The sequence below is a fragment of the Citrobacter sp. wls718 genome (genome assembly GCF_005280945.1).
Classification (GTDB): domain Bacteria; phylum Pseudomonadota; class Gammaproteobacteria; order Enterobacterales; family Enterobacteriaceae; genus Citrobacter; species Citrobacter gillenii.
In genome coordinates, this window is record NZ_SZWV01000076.1 from 103906 (window position 1) to 120010 (window position 16105).

A 16105-nucleotide genomic window follows, 5' to 3' on the forward strand; every position below is an offset into this window, starting at 1 on the left:
ATTAATTTTTATAGCGGTATCGTATCGGACATTAAACGGAGGTTACGTTATCAGCAGTCTGATATCAGCAACCACATAACAAGTACAAAGCCGTCAGATCTCCCACGGGGCTTTGTGTTTTTTTGACACTGGCGCTGTTTCTTCGTTGACCGTGCTTAACAGTTCAGCCTTGAGGATTTCGAGATTGTGGATGGCTGAGTGAGTGTCACCTGCAACAAGGATATCCAGTACGGTATCAATGCGTTCGGCCAGTCGTTTTGCGTCGATATCAGACATGGTCATCATCCTGGTGTCAAAAAATTTAGAATTTCATGATGCAGAAAATCATCACAAAAGAGAAGGGAAAAATAGTATTAACCGACATGATCGGAGAATATTATATATTCCGTGATTACAGACAGATACGATAGTCACGGAATGTACATTCTTCGCTATTTCACGACGGTTATTTCTGCACCTTTAGCGCATTTTTTTATTCAGATGTCGCTTATACCAACGTTCAAACGCGGCAGCTGGCATTGGCTTAGCGAACAAAAATCCCTGACGCTCATTGACACCATTCTTGGTCAGAAAGGCATCCTCTTTCGCACTTTCCACGCCTTCAGCAATCACCTGTAGATTTAGCGCTTGCGCCACCGCAACAATGGCGCGTACCAGCGACTGTGAAATGGATTGTTTGTGGATATCCCTGACGAAGGTCTGGTCCAGTTTAATCGCATCGAGCGGGAAGCGGGCAAGCTGGGAAAGTGAAGAGTATCCTGTGCCAAAATCATCCAAATGGATCTGGGCGCCAAGCTGACTAAACTGCTGAATAACGGACAGTGCTAGCTGTTCATTCTCAATTAAACTGCTTTCTGTTAACTCGACGTCAATGGGGCAATACTCAAAATTCAGATCGTGGAGAACCTGCTTCAGATCGGTGAACAGTGTTTGATCGGCCAGTTGACGCGCCGAGACGTTTACCGCCACGCGCAGATTGATTCCCTTATCGCGCCACTTCGCCACCTGGCGCACAACATCCAGAATCACCCAGCGCCCCAGCGGGACGATAAGCCCTGATTCTTCGGCGTAAGAGATAAATTCCAGCGGCGGAATTAACCCACGCTCCGGCGACTGCCAGCGGACCAGCGCCTCCAGGCTGCGGACTTCACCCCGCCAGGTTATTTTGGGCTGATAGTGGATCAGCAACTGATCGTTTTCCAGCGCCTTACGCAGGTTGGTATCCAGCCACAGATACTCGAACACCCGCTGATTCATTTCAGGGGAGAACACGCAAAACTGCCCACGTCCGCCTTCTTTGGCGGTATACATGGCGGTATCCGCGTTGCGAATGACGTTTTCGCTGTCATTACCATGCTGGGGTGCCAGGGAAATGCCGATAGAACAGCCGGTATACACTTCAATCAGGCCAATGCGGAACGGTAGCCGCAGACGGGTCAGAATGCGCGAGGCCGTGGCCTCCAGCGCCCCCTGGGAGGTTCCCGTCGCGAGGACGATAAACTCATCACCACCGAAGCGCGCCAGTAACTGGTTATCTTCGAGGCAACTTAGGATGGCCAGCGAGACACTCTGTAAAAGCTGGTCGCCAAACATATGCCCGTAGGCATCGTTGACCTTTTTGAAGTTATCGAGGTCGAGATAAATAATGCCGACCTGCGTGTCGCCCGCGTTATCAATCGCTTCGCTAATCAACTCATGAATGGCGTTACGGTTGGGTAACCCGGTGATGGAGTCGGTGTTCGCCAACACGCGAAGTCGCTCCTGGGCGCGCCGCTCTTCGGTAATATCGGTCCCGGAACAGATCAGAAATATTTCGTTCTTACCGCTGCCGTTATGCACAAATTTATTACGAAACAGGAACAGGCGCTGACCCTTACAGGTGTTAACCCAGCGCTCGACTTCATACGAGTTGCCTTCACGAAAAAAAACGTCAATATTGCGTCTTGATGCCGCAGCTTCACGACGGCTCATAAACAGCGTGAAGACGCTTTGCCCGATCACTTCACGTTCTCTTAGTCCGGTGTATTCTTCGCATAACCGATTAAAACGTTGAATGTTACCCTGTCGGTCAAGTATCACGATAACTGAATTGGCTTCCGATACGACCTGTTCGGCAAAGGATAATCCTTGTGCCAGATCGCGTGCCACAGAAGGGGTGTCGTCCCAGGCTGATGCGCTACCAGCCCATTCACGTTTATTAATTTTTCGCCCGACAAGGTGCACGGGAATGTCATCCGTATCGATGGGAAGGGTCATCAGCAGACTGGATGTAATCACTGTCATTTCCCGAATGCGATCGGCTTGTTCCGGTGATAATTCGATGGTTTGTTCTGCTGCGGCCGTTTCGTCAATAGAGAAATGCAGGATGTTACACTCCTCTGACAAACGCCAGTAGGGGTTGTGAGAACCCACGAAGCTATACAACGTTACCAATTCCCGAACGTCTTTCATGATGTGTACTATCCCGTTTAAAGCGCATAGAGCCTCAAAAGTAAGGGTAGCCATGATTCATACAGGGTGATTATGGCTGAACATATTGTTTTATTTATATATTTATGTGTAATCCAGATTCAGAAAAAAGCAAAGTCAGCAGACCTGAAAAGAGTAAAAATAATTTGGACTGGATGAAGGAAGTGTAGTGCGTGGCGGCGTATCAGGGGGGAAAAGAAAACGACCTTTCACAAAAAGAGAAAGGCCGTTGAGTTTAGTGGTGCTACGCGGCTGGACGTGCGATAACGCTGCGGGTTTCCATTCGCACTTCTGCGATGGTCACGTCGATCACGTCAGTGACCTTGTAAACCACGTCACCTTTGATCTGTACCGTGCCGTTTTCCTGGCTGCACACCAGTTCATCACGGACCGCGTGCAGGAACGGTGCCGGGATAAACGCGACGGCGCCATTGTCGACTAAGCGCACCCGCATACCGCCGCGGCTGACATCGATGATTTCAGCCGCAAAACGGGTGTCAGTCCCGGCTTTGTCACTCAGGAAGCGGGCGTATAACCAGTCACCGACGTCACGTTCGGCCATCCGGTTCAGGCGACGGCGTTCCGTCATCTGTATCGTGATGTCGTCCTGTGGTCGAGCGATGGTTTCGCCTTTAATTACCGCTTTTAACAGGCGATGGTTGATCATATCGCCATACTTACGGATAGGTGAGGTCCAGGTGGCGTATGCCTCCAGGCCCAGCCCAAAGTGCGGACCTGGCTCGACGCTGATTTCAGCGTAGGACTGGAAACGGCGAATACGGCTATCGAGGAAACCAGAAGGTTGAGCATCCAGTTCACGACGCAGTTTGCAGAAGCCTTCCAGCGTCAACACCTCTTCGGCATCCACGTGCATACCATGGGTTTTCAGCAGGGCGGCCAACGCTTCAGCATTCGCCGGATCGAACCCCATGTGTACGTTATAAATCCCGAAGCCTAGTTTGTCGCGAAGAACGCGCGCGGCGCAGATGTTTGCCGCAATCATCGACTCTTCCACGATACGATTAGCAATGCGACGCGGTTCCGCCACTATATCCAGCACTTCACCTTTTTCACCCAGTACAAAGCGGTAATCCGGGCGATCTTTAAACACCAGGGCGTGGTTATGACGCCACTCGCCACGGCTCATGCAGATACGCTGCAGCAGACGGATCTGCTCGGCAATCTCATCGTTTTCAGGCTGCCAGCCATTATTCCCTTCCAGCCAGTCAGACACGTTGTCATAGGCCAGTTTCGCTTTGGATTCGATGGTCGCCGTGAAGAAGGTGATGTCGTCTTCAATAGTGCCGTCAGCCGCAATGGTCATGCGGCAAGCGAGCACCGGACGGACTTCGTTAGCCCGCAGCGAGCACAGGTCGTCTGACAGTTCACGCGGTAACATCGGGATATTGAAGCCCGGGAGATAGTTGGTGAACGCGCGAATTTTAGCAGTGTTATCCAGCTTGCTGCCTTCGGCAATCCAGGCGGTAGGATCGGCAATGGCGACGGTTAATTGCAGTTTGCCATCAGCCAGTTCCTCGGCGTACAGCGCATCGTCCATATCTTCGGTGCTGGCACTGTCAATGGTGACGAAGTTCAGTGCGGTAAGATCCTGACGTTCCAGACCTTCATCCAGCATTTCGGTGGCTACGCCATTCGGTGCTTCTTTTTCAAGATTGTGGCGCGCCAGCGTGACCCACCAGGGGACGAAATGATCGTCAGCAAAGGTGATGAACTGGGTTAATTCAGCGTAGAAGGTGCGATCGCCTTTCAGCGGATGGCGACGCATTTCTGCGACGGCCCAGTCACCTTCCTTAAATTCATGATCCACACCGCGAGCAGCGCGGCAGGGGATAGCGTCTTTCAGTAACGGATGATCTGGCACAATGGACAGACGATCGTTCTTACCCTGAACTTTACCCACGAAACGCGTCAGGAACGGTTCAACCAGTTCTTCCGGCTCGGCAGATTCGCGATCTTTTTCGCTATGGATCACCGCGACAATGCGGTCACCATGCATCACTTTTTTCATCTGCGGCGGTGGAATGAAATAGCTTTTTTGTGCATCGACTTCCAGGAAGCCAAAGCCTTTTTCCGTGGCTTTTACCACCCCTTCAGCACGCGGCGTCTGGGAATGTAGTTGCTGTTTAAGCTGCGCTAGCAGCGGGTTGTCCTGAAGCATAATTGTCTATTTTCGTGGCCAAAAGAGCGGCTGACAGTTTTACGCGAAACTGCCAGTCGCAGCAAGCGCTCTTTCAATGAGCGGAGTGGTTAGTGAGTCTCGCCCAGCGCGATTTTCAAGCGATTCAACCATCCGCACAATCCACTCCAGGCCAGTAAGTTAATAGTCTGTTCCGATGAGGTACCCTGTTCAAATAACGGGGTTAACAGTGCGGCGCTAAAACGGTCGGGCGCCCTGGTTAACCATTGTACCGCTTGCAGGGTAGCGCGCTCAACCGGATGTCGTTGTTCCCAGCGCTGCAATTCGCGTTCATCCAGACGCAGTATCGTGATGAAGTCCGCCAGTTGATGAGCTGTGAGGGCCTGTTCATTAAAGCATGCCACGCTGCCGTTAATGCGTGATGTCAGCAGTGTGGCGAGAGAAAACGCCCTCGACGGTGTATCTGTACATAGCGTACTGGTCAGCAATGATCTGAGTAAAGCCAGTATCGTCGGTGAATGTGCCAGCAGCGGCGCGAGCGTTTGTAAATCCGGGATGCGCCCGTTTTGGTCAACGCTGCCTGGCGGAGCCTCGCGAGGCGGGATGACGTCTATCGGGAATGCGGCCATATGCCATTGTGCATCGGCGTTGTTAAAAATAGCGGCCTGCGCGTATTGCTGAATATCAAGGCCCGGTATGCGACGCAAGGGATGGCCAAAATAAGCCTGAAGGACCGCCACGACACGGGCCTGAAAACCGACAAAGCCGATGACCTGATTAATCAAGATGATATCGCAGGTTGTTAATCCAACATCATCAAGATGCTGGCGATCGCGTGCGCCAATCACGGCAGGAGAACTGGCAAGTTGGCGAGCATACTGGGTAATTTGTGCCAGCCGGTGATTACTCTCACGGGAGGAGTCCGGGCCTGGTAGCGGGGTCAAACGCGCTGCGTAGTGGTTACACAATCGTTGGATGCCGTAAACCTGAGCGACAGTTAAGGCGGTACTCATACGTTCATAGGCGCTGAACGTATGTAACGAATTTAGGTCAACATCAGCAGGGAAGAGAAGGTGAGCAAGTTCACGGGCAGGTTCTAACCAGGACTGAAAGGGTAACAGCGCGACTTCCGGTATCGCCAGGTCCAGCAAAAAACTGTCTTCGACGTCTGCTGCTTCTGGCACCAGCGGGAGAACATCTTGCGGATAGGTGCTGGACTGCGTTTCATGATACCAGTGGCTTTTGCCTTCAATTCGGCGTTGTTCCATGGGCGTTCCTTGGTCAAAAAAGTGGCGACCCGGATACGTCGTTATGTTCGTCCGCCGGATCGTTTGCGCTGCAATATCCTGGCGTAAGCTGATGAGGGGATGAAAGATTGTTACGTGATAATAAATATCAGAAAAGTATATATGACAGGGAGTAGCTGACGGGAGGGGGAAAAAAACATGGGCGACATCGCGCCGCCCACAGAGGAGGTCTGAAAGATTATTTCAGTTCCAGCTCGTTCATTGCCGCGATGCTGAAGCCACCATCAACGTGAACGACTTCGCCAGAGATGCCGGCAGACAGGTCAGAACACAGGAATGCTGCTGAGTTGCCCACATCTTCAATGGTCACGGTACGACGAATCGGGGTAACCGCTTCGCAATGGGCCAGCATTTTACGGAAATCTTTGATGCCAGAAGCCGCCAGAGTACGGATTGGACCTGCGGAGATTGCGTTGACACGCACACCTTCTGGACCCATCGCGTTAGCCATATAGCGGACGTTTGCTTCCAGAGACGCTTTCGCCAGACCCATTACGTTGTAGTTCGGGATAGCGCGCTCTGCGCCCAGGTAGGACAGCGTCAGCAGTGCAGAGCCTGGGTTCAGCATCGAGCGGCAGGCTTTTGCCATCGCTACAAAGCTGTAGGCGCTGATGTCATGAGCGATTTTAAAACCTTCGCGGGTGACCGCATTCACATAGTCGCCATCCAGTTGGTCTGCCGGTGCGAAACCGATGGAGTGTACGAAACCGTCGAATTTTTCCCAGGTTTTGCCCAGTTCAGCGAACATGGTGTCGATGCTGGCGTCTTCAGCCACATCGCACTGCAGGACGATGTTGGAACCCAGTTGAGCTGCAAATTCTTCCACGCGGCCTTTCAGTTTGTCGTTCTGGTAGGTGAACGCCAGTTCAGCTCCCTCGCGGTGCATCGCTTGAGCGATACCGTAGGCGATGGACAATTTACTGGCAAGACCGGTCACCAGAATGCGCTTACCGGAAAGAAAACCCATAGCTTTAATCCTTATAGTCATTACTTATTTTTTTAGCAATCAATGCGTTATGATTGCAATTTCAAGGTCACTCGAAATTGGTCTGAAATTATATCCCACTCTCTGCCCCTTGTGTCACGATCTTTCTCTGCGAGTCACCATACGGTTAACGACAGTAAAAGGGATTTCGGGAACCGTGGCATCGTTGTCAGTATCAGTGGCCTGTCACTATTCGTTGCACGTGAGGAGTATATCACTCCCCCCAGGTTCTGCCTCCTCCAACCAGACCGGAGCAGGGGCGAGGGCAGAAAACACGAGGACTCAACGGCGTAAAATGGTATGATTTAGCGCTAGTCGATGTTGATGAACATATCAATGTCAGAAGATTCTTAAAACTAAAAAATCGGCTATATTCATCCTGTTATCATATATTGTTTTTATCGATCAATAATGAATCATTGATCGATATTATTGATTTATTATAATTAAAAGCGCATTATCAGTATGTTATGATCAATTGGAGTGGTCTTATGCGCTATCATTTCATCGCGGAACCGATGAGAGACACAACGGAAAAGTTGCTGGGTGTTGAGATGATCGCCCGGTTTACCTCAGAGACGGTTCACCCGTTACATTCAGATTTCATCATTGCCGCGTGGAATAGTGCACAAAAACGCCATTTCATGCTTGAACAAATCGCGTTAATCACCCGAAAGCGCGCCTGGTTTGAGAGCAATAACCTTTTTTGTACACTTAATCTGATTGATGAAATGGCGCTTCTAGCGATAGGCGACCCTGCTATAACCTCGGCCTTACACGCTATGCCGTTTATTGCACTTCAACTCTCAGAACGTTTCCTGTCGAATACTGCTTGCCTGAATAACCTGCTGATTAATTCTCTGTGTGACGGGCCTAATGCCTTGTGGTTGAACAATCTTGGCTCTGGTAGCGTGGGGGCAAACCCGCTGGTCAGCGGTAATTTTGATGTAGTGAAAATGGATCGCGGCTACTTTTTGTCGCAGGTCGAAAAGCCGATGTTTCCGGTTCTGATTAAGAACATCAGGGAATATTGTGACCGAGTGGTCGTCGAGGGGCTGGAGGACGCGCGGCTTATTGATGAACTAAGCCATGCGGGTATCTGGGCCGTGCAGGGTGATATTTTCCCGCCGGTTGCATTTAGCGACATTGAAGCATTGCTGCCTGTAGATATTTATCACTGATGACCAAAAGGCCCTCCATCAGAGGAGGGCGTCAATAACAGTTAGCGATCTTTGCGCCAGGCATCGGCGGTGAGCGCCTCACCGAAATGCCCGGATATCAGGCGGCGGGTCAGTTCATGCAGCGGCGAGGCCAGCACATCCGCCGTACTGCCGCGCTCGACGACCTCGCCCTGGTGCATCACCAACACCTGATCGCTGATGTGTTTCATCATCCCAATATGCTGCGTCACATAGATATATGAAATACCCTGTTTTTCCTGTAGCTCGAGCATCAGGTTAATCAGCTGCGAGCGCATCGACATATCCAGAGAGGCCAGCGCTTCGTCCGCGATAATCACTTTGGGACGTAAAATCAGGGCGCGAGCTAACCCCAAGCGCTGTTTTTGTCCTGGTGCCAACATATGCGGGTAGTAGCTAACGTGATCGGGCAGCAGACCGACCATGCGCATGGTTTCGACGATCTGCTTGCGGCGTTGCTCCGGCTCAAGATCGGTATTCAGACGTAGCGGAAAATCGAGGATCTGCGAGATACGTTGACGCGGGTTCAACGATGTTGACGGGTCCTGGAAAATCATACGAATGCGCTGGCTGCGAAAAGAATAATCACCGTATTTTAGCGGATGATCGTCAATCAGCAGCTCACCGCTGGTCGGCTCAACCATTCCGGCCAGCATTTTTGCCAGCGTCGATTTACCGGAGCCGTTTTCGCCAATGACGGCAAGCGTCTGGCGCTCACGCAGTGTAAAGCTCAGTGGCTTGACGGCTTCTACGGTCTGGCGACGAAACAAGCCCGTCCGGTAGCGAAAGGTTTTGCTCAGGTTACGTACTTCGAGCAGTGTTTCTACCATCTCACTCTCTCTCCATGTTCAGCGGGAAATGACAGGCATAGAGATGATTCTTTGCTCCGGTCAGTCGTGGGGTTTCAATGCACTCACGTTGAGCGTAAGGGCAGCGCGGCCCCAAACGGCACCCCATTGGTAACTGTTCCAATAAAGGGATCGCACCAGGCATCGTATTCAGGCGGCTTTTATGCGGCATTGGGCTACCAAAATCTGGAATGGCACGGATCAACGCCTGTGTATAAGGATGGTGCGGAATCGTCACCAAATCTTTACTTGGCGCGGTTTCCACCGTTTGTCCGCAGTACATGACGTTGATTTTATCCGCCCACTGGCTGAGCATTTGCAGGTCATGGCTGATCAACAAAATGGTGGTGTTGCTGTTTTGATTGAGCCGGGTCAGTAGACGGAAAATTTGCGCCTGAGTGGTGGGCTCCATCGCATTGGTCGGCTCATCGGCAATCAGCAAACGTGGCTGATTCGCCAGGGCGATGGCAATCATGACTTTCTGGCACTCGCCGTCCGTCAACTCATACGGGAAGCTGCGCATCGCATCTTTATGGTCTTTTATCCCGACGCGGTGCAGCAGTTCAATCGCGCGGCGTTTGCGCCAGCCAATGCGTTGCCACCAGCGCCCTTTATAGGTCCAGGCGGGAATATTTTGCATCAGCTGCCGTCCGACGCGTTCAGACGGATCGAGACAGGACTGCGGTTCCTGAAAGATCATGGACACATTATGACCGACCAGTTTACGCCGCTCGCGGGCAGACAGTCGTAGCAGATCGATATCATCAAAGCGCATGCGGTCAGCGGTCACGCGCCAGTTGTCTTTTGCCACGCCGCAAATAGCCTTGGCGATTAAACTTTTACCGGAGCCCGATTCACCGACCAGTCCACGGATCTCGCCTTCATTGAGTGTCATACTGACGCGGTCAACGGCCTTTACCCAGTCGTCGCCGGTTCTGAACTCAATGGTCAGGTTACGAATATCCAGTAATGGCATTATTCCACCCCCGCGATAATTGCGCGGCGTACACCGTCACCTAACAGGTTTACCAGCAGCACGCTAATCATGATCGCCGCCCCGGGCAACATCACGGTCCATGGGGCAACGTAAATTAACTCCAACGCGTCGCCCAGCATGGCTCCCCATTCCGGCGACGGAAGCTGTGCGCCGAGGTCGAGAAAGCCCAGTGCGGCAATATCCAGAATCGCCATCGACAAAGCGCGGGTGATTTCAGTGATAAGCCCAGCGGTAATATTGGGCAAAATCGCAAACCACAGAATGTTGAGCGTGGAGGCACCATCCAGTCGGGCAGCAATGACATACTCTTTTTCCAGCTCGTCATGCACCATGCTATAGACAGAGCGCACCATGCGTGGCAACAGCGCCAGCCAGACGGCAAACATCGCGTGCGTCAGATGGGGGCCAGCAAACGCCACCACAATGATCGCCAGCAGCAGCGACGGGATCGAGAGCAGGGTATCGAGAATATGGTTCAACACTGCCGAGCGTAAACCGTGGGTTGCCCCGGCTAAAACCCCCAATACCAGACCACATATCGTGGCGGCGAGCGTGACAACAAATGCGCCGCCGACAGTGGGAGCTGCACCGCTCAGCAGGCGGCTTAATACGTCACGTCCCAGATCGTCGGTCCCAAGGAAGAATGACACCTCGCCATAACGCGACCAGGAAGGCGGGAGCAGTTGATAACCCAGGAATTGCTGATCGATACCATAAGGCGCAAACCAGCCACCGAAAACACACAGTATGGCCAGTCCCGCACAGCCATACAGACCGACCATTGCAGACGCATCGCCATAAAAATTGCGCCACGCGGTACGCAGCGTGCCAGGCGGGCGCTTTTCGCTGTATACGCTATCGTAAGGCATACCATTCCTTATGTTTCAGAGGGTTAGCCATGGCACCCAAAATATCAGAGATCACGTTTACGATAATGACCAGTGAGCCAATCACCATCACGCCGGCTGAAATTGCGGCGTAATCCTGCTGGCGAATGGCGTTGATCAGCCAGCGGCCAAGGCCTGGCCAGCTAAAGACCATTTCGGTGATCATCGCCAGCGTCAGCATGGTGGAAAACTGGAGACCAAGCCGCGGGATCACCGGCGGCAGGGCATTATGCAGTACGTGGCGACGTAAAATGGTCAGTCGAGACAGGCCGCGAGTGGCCGCCGCTTTTACGTAATTTTGATCGAACACCTCGATGGTACTGATACGCATCAGGCGAATGACTTCGGTCGTTGGCGCAACGGAGAGCGTTAACACCGGCAGCACCATGTGGCGTATTGCGCTGACCAGCATTTCATCGCGCCACGGCGAGTCGGAAAGCCACGCGTCGACGATGGCAAGACCGGTAACAGGTTTGACTTCATAAAGCAGATCAAAACGGCCAGACACGGGCAGCCACCCGAGCGTTAACGAGAAGAACAGCGTCAGCAACAGTGCTAACCAAAAAACCGGGATGGAAAAACCCATCAGGGCAAAGGCACTAATGCATCGATCCGGCCATTTATTGCGTGTGATCCCCGCCAGCATGCCAATCGGGATACCGACCATTAGCGCAAAACCGAAGGCGAGAACGCACAATTCCATTGTGGCAGGGAACACTTCTTTCAACTGTTCCGAGATCAGTTGTCCGTTAATGCTGGATACACCGAAATCCCAGTGGATGAGGCCATTGAACCAGAATACCCACGCATTCCACAGCGACGCACCCTGCAGAGGAGCATGGGGGGTAAAATAACTCAGGCTGAACCCGATAAACGTCAGGAAGAACAGGGTGACCAGGAGCAATAGAAAGCGACGCAGGGTAAAGATAATCATGGTTTTTTCACCTCATCTTTCTTTTCCCTGGATACGCCGGCAAAGGAGGCATTACCGAATGGGCTGAGTACCAGGCCTTTGATGTCATAGCGATAGGCCTGCAAACGCAGTGAAGAGGCCAGCGGCAGGATGGGTAGCTCTCGTGCCAGGATCGTTTGCGCTTCGTCATAGGCATCAATGCGTGACGAGAGCTGCTGCGATGACAGCGCTTTGCGCAGAACGCTGTCAAACTCCGGATCACACCAATGGGCAAAGTTGGTCTGCGAGTTGATGGCGGCACAGCTAAGCAGCGGACGGAAAAAACTGTCAGGATCGTTACTGTCTGTCGCCCAACCGGACAACGTCAGATCATGGTTCATATCCATTAATCTCGCCTCCTGAAAACGACCTTCCACCGGAATAATCTTCACTTTCACGCCAACCTGCGCCATGTCCGCTTGAATAAGCTCGGCGGTTTTCAGCGGGCTGGGGTTCCAGGCCTGGGAGCTGGTTGGTACCCAAAGCTGTAACGTCAGGTTCTCCAGCCCCAGCGCTTTTAACTGCTCGCGAGATTTTGCCGGATTGTATTCTGTAATTTTAGCTTCGTTGTCATACGCCCACGAGGCGCGCGGCAAAATAGATGCGGCGGTTTCTGCTGTACCATAATAGATCGACTGCATCAGCCGCTGGTTGTTGATTGCCAACGCCAGTGCATGACGCACGGCCGGATTGTTCAACGGGGGTTTATTGGTATTGAAAGCCAGGTAAGCAATGTTCATCCCAGGGCGCAGCGTCAGGCGCAAACGTGGGTCATCACGTAAGATGCTGAGCTGACTGGCAGCAGGCCAGGCCAGCACGTCGCATTCACCGGTGAGCAGTTTTGATAAGCGCCCGGTTCCACCAGAACCGAGATCAACGACGACCTGCGGCATTAAGGGTTTCCCGCGCCAGAACGCGTCGTGACGCTGCAGGCGAATATATTGCCCGCCACGATTTTCCGAAAGCTGATACGGACCGGTACCGACAGGCTGTCGGTCCAGTAATTCCTTGCGATCCTGTTTTGCCAACTGCCCCGCGTATTCCGCTGACATAACCGACGCGTAATGCGTGGCCAGATGCCACAGGAAAGACGCATCCGGTTGAGTCAGGCGAAATTCAACGGTATGGCTGTCCAACTTGCGCACGCTTTGCACATTATCGGCGAACTGGAGGCTATCAAAGTAGGGGAAGTTGCTGCCGTTAACATTGTGCCACGGATGCTGGCGGTCAAAGATTCGCTCGAAGGTAAACACCACATCGTCTGCATTCAGTTTACGAGTAGGGGTGAACCAGGTGGTTTTTTGAAATGGCACGTCACGACGCAGGTGGAAGCGGTACGTTGCGCCGTTATCCAGCACCTCCCAGCTTTCGGCCAGTTCTGGCACCAGGCGATAGGTGTAAGGATCCACATCAAGCAGACGGTCATAAAGTTGGGCGGCAAGCGTGTCGACGATCAGTCCACTGCTCGCTTTCTGTGGGTTGAACGTATTGACCTGTCCGCTGACGCAATAGACAAAGCCGCTGTCACGAATATCAGCGTGCGTGGTCTGCTCAGGCGCGGCAGCAGCCTGACCACTCAGAAGTCCAGCCATCACAATCAGAGATGATAAAACCAGGCGCATAATTTTTAAGGTTTTTAGAGTCGATCTGCAAAGTGTATCGCACAACGGCCCGTCAGGTAAAAATGTCTGCAGGTAACTGGCGTAAATGTGTGCGATTCAGGTCAAGGAACCGCTAAATCTGATGTTTTTTGAGCAATGCCCGCAGCTGGTGGTAGGTCAGCCCGAGTAATTCTGCCGCCTTTTTCTGATTAAACTTTGCCTGCTGCAAGCTGGTTTGCAGAAATGCTTTTTCTTGTTGCTGCTGGAATTCACGTAGATCCAGCGGCAGTGTCACCGGCGCGGAGTGAGTTTCCTGCTCCGAAGGTTGTACGGTGTGGCGTTTGAAAGGGTCAATCACGACTTCATCCAGTGGAAATTCGCTGGTGCCGTGGCGGTAAACAGAGCGCTCGACGACGTTTTTCAGCTCACGAATATTGCCCGGCCAACGGTAGTGCAGCAGAGTATCCCTGGCCTGTGCGCTAAAGCCTGGAAACAGTGGTAAGCCAATTTCCCGGCACATTTGAATGGCAAAGTGCTCGGCCATTAGCATGATGTCGCTTTGACGCTCCCGCAACGGGGGAAGTTGCACCACATCGAAGGCCAGCCTGTCGAGCAGGTCCGCGCGAAACGTCCCTTCATTAACCATCCGCGGTAAATCGGCGTTGGTGGCGCAGACCAGGCGCACGTTAACCTGCAGCGGTTGGCTGCCGCCAACACGTTCGAGTTCCCCGTATTCAATCACCCGTAGCAGTTTTTCCTGTACCAGCATCGGGGCGGTGGCCAGTTCATCAAGAAACAGCGTCCCGCCATCAGCTCGTTCAAAGCGTCCGGGATGACGTTTTTGTGCGCCGGTAAAGGCGCCGGCTTCGTGACCGAACAGTTCTGAATCGAGTAAGTTTTCATTAAGCGCCGCACAGTTCAGCGAAATAAACGGCCCTTGCCAGCGTGAAGAGAGGTAATGCAGGCGGTTAGCGATCAGCTCTTTGCCCGTGCCGCGCTCACCGATCACCAGTACCGGTTTATCCAGCGGTGCCAACTGAGAAACTTGCTCAAGCACCTCGATGAAACTGTTGGCTTCGCCGAGAAGGTTGTCTTTGTATCCGGTCATGATGAAATTCACTATTTGTTAGTGTTATTCACCAATGTACCCTAATTTCGCTATCAGGTAAAATTAACTATTATTTTTATAATCAAATAGTTATAAAGTTGGCACGCAATCTGCATTAATCCAGCAGCAGGGCATCGCCCGATATCAGAACTATCAGTGAGGATTACATTATGGGTATTTTTTCTCGTTTTGCCGACATCGTGAACGCCAACATCAATGCGTTGCTGGAAAAGGCTGAAGATCCGCAGAAGCTGGTGCGGTTAATGATTCAGGAAATGGAAGACACGTTGGTTGAGGTGCGTTCGAACTCGGCACGTGCGCTGGCGGAAAAGAAACAACTATCCCGCCGTATTGAACAGGCCACCGCGCAACAGGTTGAGTGGCAGGAAAAAGCAGAACTGGCGCTGCGTAAAGAGAAAGAAGATTTGGCGCGCTCTGCCTTAATTGAAAAGCAGAAGCTTACCGATCTGATCGCCTCGCTGGAACATGAAGTGACGCTGGTTGATGACACGCTGTCACGCATGAAAAAAGAGATTGGCGAGCTGGAAAATAAACTCAGTGAAACCCGTGCTCGTCAGCAGGCATTGACCCTGCGTCATCAGGCCGCCAGTTCTTCACGTGATGTTCGTCGTCAACTGGACAGCGGTAAGCTCGATGAAGCCATGGCGCGCTTTGAGTCTTTTGAGCGTCGTATCGACCATATGGAAGCTGAAGCTGAAAGCCATAACTTTGGTAAGCAAAAATCGCTGGATCAGCAATTCGCCGACCTGAAAGCGGATGATGAAATTAGCGAGCAGTTGGCGCAACTGAAAGCCAAAATGCAGCAAGACAAGCAATAATAATATCTGGCGGCGCCCGAACGCGCCGCCGCTCATCACCTGTAAGGAGTACTCATGAGCGCGCTATTTCTGGCCATCCCGTTAACCATCTTTGTGCTGTTTGTTTTACCGATTTGGTTATGGCTGCATTACAGCAACCGTTCCAGTCGTGGCGAATTGTCGCAGAACGAACAGCAGCGTTTAGTGGAGCTGAACGCTGAAGCGCAGCGCATGCGTGAGCGTATTCAGACGCTGGAAGACATTCTGGATGCTGAACATCCTAACTGGAGGGACCGCTAATGGGAGGCGTTAACCTGAACAAAAAATTGTGGCGTATTCCGCAGCAGGGCATGGTGAAGGGGGTCTGCGCAGGTATCGCGCAGTATCTCGACGTGCCGGTGAAGCTTGTACGGATTCTGGTAGTACTGTCGATTTTCTTCGGCCTGGCTTTTTTCACCCTGGTGGCCTATATCGTACTGACTTTTGTGCTGGACCCAATGCCGGACAATGTCGCAACCGGTGAACAGCAACCGTCCAGCGGGGAACTGTTGGATGCCGTCGACCGCGAACTCGCGGCCAGTGAAAATCGTTTGCGGGATATGGAGCGTTATGTGACGTCAGATACCTTCACATTGCGTAGCCGCTTCCGTCAACTGTGAGGAATGAGATGAACAATCGCTGGCAACGTGCCGGGCAGAGGGTAAAGCCTGGCGTTAAATTAGCAGGTAAGCTGGTTCTGTTTACGGCACTTCGCTACGGCCCGGCGGGCGTCGCCG

At 52.4% G+C, this 16105-nt stretch carries 16 protein-coding genes; 5 read left to right on the forward strand and 11 right to left on the reverse strand.

The annotated features are described in order from the left end of the window. Nucleotides 1–93: 93 nt before the first annotated feature. The 5 genes from FDW95_RS15265 to fabI all read right to left on the reverse strand — a co-directional run bounded on the left by FDW95_RS15265 (nt 94) and on the right by fabI (nt 6901). A complete protein-coding gene (locus tag FDW95_RS15265; RefSeq protein WP_170973004.1) occupies nt 94–285 on the reverse strand; it encodes a hypothetical protein in 192 nt (63 codons plus the stop codon). 174 nt (nt 286–459) lie between these two features. Beyond that, entirely contained in the window at nt 460–2451 is a 1992-nt protein-coding gene (gene pdeR / locus FDW95_RS15275; RefSeq protein ID WP_115258330.1) for a cyclic di-GMP phosphodiesterase, read from the reverse strand. 262 nt (nt 2452–2713) lie between these two features. Further along, nucleotides 2714–4648 carry an exoribonuclease II gene (locus tag FDW95_RS15285; protein ID WP_115258331.1) on the reverse strand — a complete coding sequence of 645 codons (1935 nt, stop codon included), beginning with the start codon at nt 4646–4648 and terminating at the stop codon, nt 2714–2716. 89 nt (nt 4649–4737) lie between these two features. Further along, the gene (locus FDW95_RS15290) at nt 4738–5895 is read right to left on the reverse strand and encodes a carboxymuconolactone decarboxylase family protein (protein ID WP_115258332.1); all 1158 of its coding nucleotides are present in this window, start codon (nt 5893–5895) and stop codon (nt 4738–4740) included. 217 nt (nt 5896–6112) lie between these two features. Beyond that, nucleotides 6113–6901, reverse strand: a complete 789-nt coding sequence (gene fabI / locus FDW95_RS15295) for an enoyl-ACP reductase FabI (protein ID WP_115258333.1) — start codon at nt 6899–6901, stop codon at nt 6113–6115. Nucleotides 6902–7410: 509 nt separating this feature from the next. Here fabI and FDW95_RS15300 point away from each other — a divergent pair. Beyond that, complete coding sequence (locus tag FDW95_RS15300) at nt 7411–8100, forward strand: EAL domain-containing protein (RefSeq protein WP_115258334.1); 690 nt, start codon at nt 7411–7413, stop codon at nt 8098–8100. A gap of 41 nt (nt 8101–8141) precedes the next feature. On the opposite strand, the gene sapF is transcribed toward FDW95_RS15300, so the two are convergent. The 6 genes from sapF to pspF all read right to left on the reverse strand — a co-directional run bounded on the left by sapF (nt 8142) and on the right by pspF (nt 14526). Then, nucleotides 8142–8948, reverse strand: coding sequence for a peptide ABC transporter ATP-binding protein SapF (gene sapF / locus FDW95_RS15305; protein ID WP_096756842.1), 807 nt, complete (start codon nt 8946–8948; stop codon nt 8142–8144). A gap of 1 nt (nt 8949) precedes the next feature. Further along, nucleotides 8950–9942 carry a peptide ABC transporter ATP-binding protein SapD gene (sapD, locus tag FDW95_RS15310; RefSeq protein WP_096756843.1) on the reverse strand — a complete coding sequence of 331 codons (993 nt, stop codon included), beginning with the start codon at nt 9940–9942 and terminating at the stop codon, nt 8950–8952. Beyond that, nucleotides 9942–10832: a peptide ABC transporter permease SapC gene (gene sapC / locus FDW95_RS15315; protein WP_096756844.1), complete on the reverse strand. Its 891-nt coding sequence runs from the start codon at nt 10830–10832 to the stop codon at nt 9942–9944. The genes sapD and sapC overlap by 1 nt, the downstream gene beginning before the upstream one ends. After that, a complete protein-coding gene (sapB, locus tag FDW95_RS15320) occupies nt 10819–11784 on the reverse strand; it encodes a peptide ABC transporter permease SapB (RefSeq protein ID WP_096756886.1) in 966 nt (321 codons plus the stop codon). The genes sapC and sapB overlap by 14 nt, the downstream gene beginning before the upstream one ends. Further along, a complete protein-coding gene (gene sapA, locus FDW95_RS15325) occupies nt 11781–13424 on the reverse strand; it encodes an ABC transporter substrate-binding protein SapA (protein ID WP_115258335.1) in 1644 nt (547 codons plus the stop codon). The genes sapB and sapA overlap by 4 nt, the downstream gene beginning before the upstream one ends. A gap of 112 nt (nt 13425–13536) precedes the next feature. Continuing rightward, the gene (gene pspF, locus FDW95_RS15330) at nt 13537–14526 is read right to left on the reverse strand and encodes a phage shock protein operon transcriptional activator (RefSeq protein WP_170973006.1); all 990 of its coding nucleotides are present in this window, start codon (nt 14524–14526) and stop codon (nt 13537–13539) included. 155 nt (nt 14527–14681) lie between these two features. Here pspF and pspA point away from each other — a divergent pair, with 155 nt between their 5' ends. The 4 genes from pspA to FDW95_RS23900 all read left to right on the forward strand — a co-directional run. Further along, nucleotides 14682–15350: a phage shock protein PspA gene (gene pspA, locus FDW95_RS15335; RefSeq protein WP_096756889.1), complete on the forward strand. Its 669-nt coding sequence runs from the start codon at nt 14682–14684 to the stop codon at nt 15348–15350. A gap of 54 nt (nt 15351–15404) precedes the next feature. Continuing rightward, nucleotides 15405–15629 (forward strand): envelope stress response membrane protein PspB, encoded by a 225-nt coding sequence (pspB, locus tag FDW95_RS15340; protein WP_115258337.1) that lies wholly within the window; start codon nt 15405–15407, stop codon nt 15627–15629. Continuing rightward, complete coding sequence (pspC, locus tag FDW95_RS15345; protein ID WP_096756891.1) at nt 15629–15988, forward strand: envelope stress response membrane protein PspC; 360 nt, start codon at nt 15629–15631, stop codon at nt 15986–15988. The genes pspB and pspC overlap by 1 nt, the downstream gene beginning before the upstream one ends. Before the next feature lie 8 nt (nt 15989–15996). Continuing rightward, nucleotides 15997–16105, forward strand: a 109-nt coding sequence (locus FDW95_RS23900; RefSeq protein WP_283202156.1) for a phage shock protein PspD, incomplete at its 3' end; no start/stop codon positions are given.

Excerpts from the sequence above, each read along its gene's own strand:
- FDW95_RS15265 (WP_170973004.1), bottom strand. The coding sequence starts at position 285 with ATGATGACCATGTCTGATATCGACGCAAAACGACTGGCCGAACGCATT.
- pdeR (WP_115258330.1), bottom strand. The coding sequence starts at position 2,451 with ATGAAAGACGTTCGGGAATTGGTAACGTTGTATAGCTTCGTGGGTTCT.
- FDW95_RS15285 (WP_115258331.1), bottom strand. The coding sequence starts at position 4,648 with ATGCTTCAGGACAACCCGCTGCTAGCGCAGCTTAAACAGCAACTACAT.
- FDW95_RS15290 (WP_115258332.1), bottom strand. The coding sequence starts at position 5,895 with ATGGAACAACGCCGAATTGAAGGCAAAAGCCACTGGTATCATGAAACG.
- fabI (WP_115258333.1), bottom strand. The coding sequence starts at position 6,901 with ATGGGTTTTCTTTCCGGTAAGCGCATTCTGGTGACCGGTCTTGCCAGT.
- FDW95_RS15300 (WP_115258334.1), top strand. The coding sequence starts at position 7,411 with ATGCGCTATCATTTCATCGCGGAACCGATGAGAGACACAACGGAAAAG.
- sapF (WP_096756842.1), bottom strand. The coding sequence starts at position 8,948 with ATGGTAGAAACACTGCTCGAAGTACGTAACCTGAGCAAAACCTTTCGC.
- sapD (WP_096756843.1), bottom strand. The coding sequence starts at position 9,942 with ATGCCATTACTGGATATTCGTAACCTGACCATTGAGTTCAGAACCGGC.
- sapC (WP_096756844.1), bottom strand. The coding sequence starts at position 10,832 with ATGCCTTACGATAGCGTATACAGCGAAAAGCGCCCGCCTGGCACGCTG.
- sapB (WP_096756886.1), bottom strand. The coding sequence starts at position 11,784 with ATGATTATCTTTACCCTGCGTCGCTTTCTATTGCTCCTGGTCACCCTG.
- sapA (WP_115258335.1), bottom strand. The coding sequence starts at position 13,424 with ATGCGCCTGGTTTTATCATCTCTGATTGTGATGGCTGGACTTCTGAGT.
- pspA (WP_096756889.1), top strand. The coding sequence starts at position 14,682 with ATGGGTATTTTTTCTCGTTTTGCCGACATCGTGAACGCCAACATCAAT.
- pspB (WP_115258337.1), top strand. The coding sequence starts at position 15,405 with ATGAGCGCGCTATTTCTGGCCATCCCGTTAACCATCTTTGTGCTGTTT.
- pspC (WP_096756891.1), top strand. The coding sequence starts at position 15,629 with ATGGGAGGCGTTAACCTGAACAAAAAATTGTGGCGTATTCCGCAGCAG.